The following is a 473-nucleotide window of genomic DNA, read 5'->3' as shown; positions in this document are numbered from 1 at the left end:
ATATAGTAATATGGCAATTCGTTTTGACGTTATTTTCGTCAAAAATGACAAGAAATCCGAAGGATTACAGGAATCCAACGGATTCCAACTTACCCATCTTGCGTCAGCCTTCACGGAGAGTGTATGATATTAGAACAGGCTTTGAATTCCAATGATTCTGACATTAGACTGGAATTGATAAGGCGGCGCATAAACGATGAAGACTACCTGCACGCCGCAATCCAAAGACTGGCTCTTGTATTGAGCAATGAAATTATTGATGTTACACAGGAAGGCGGACGTCATGAGCGGCAGCGGAAAAGGCGGAAATAACCGAAAGAACCGACAGCGTTTCTCCAGTCGGAGAGATGATTCTCAAAAACATATAAAGAAATATAATCAGACAAATAATCACGAAGATTTATTTTTTGACGGAAAATCGGAAAAAAATAAAATGAGCATGTATGAACGTCCAAAGTGGACATCTCCAGAAT

1 protein-coding gene and 1 pseudogene are annotated in these 473 nt (G+C 39.7%); both read left to right on the top strand.

Features of this window, described 5'->3' with window-relative positions; genetic code table 11:
- Positions 1-123 precede the first annotated feature (123 nt).
- Positions 124-312, top strand: coding sequence for a hypothetical protein (locus tag ACYVTD_RS16490; protein WP_461248748.1), 189 nt, complete (start codon positions 124-126; stop codon positions 310-312).
- A pseudogene (locus ACYVTD_RS16485) lies at positions 284-473 on the top strand (hypothetical protein); the annotation flags it as partial. The gene ACYVTD_RS16490 and the pseudogene ACYVTD_RS16485, both read left to right, overlap by 29 nt.

This window comes from Treponema sp. R6D11, assembly GCF_054786075.1.
This window is presented reverse-complemented; position numbering and strand designations above follow the sequence as displayed.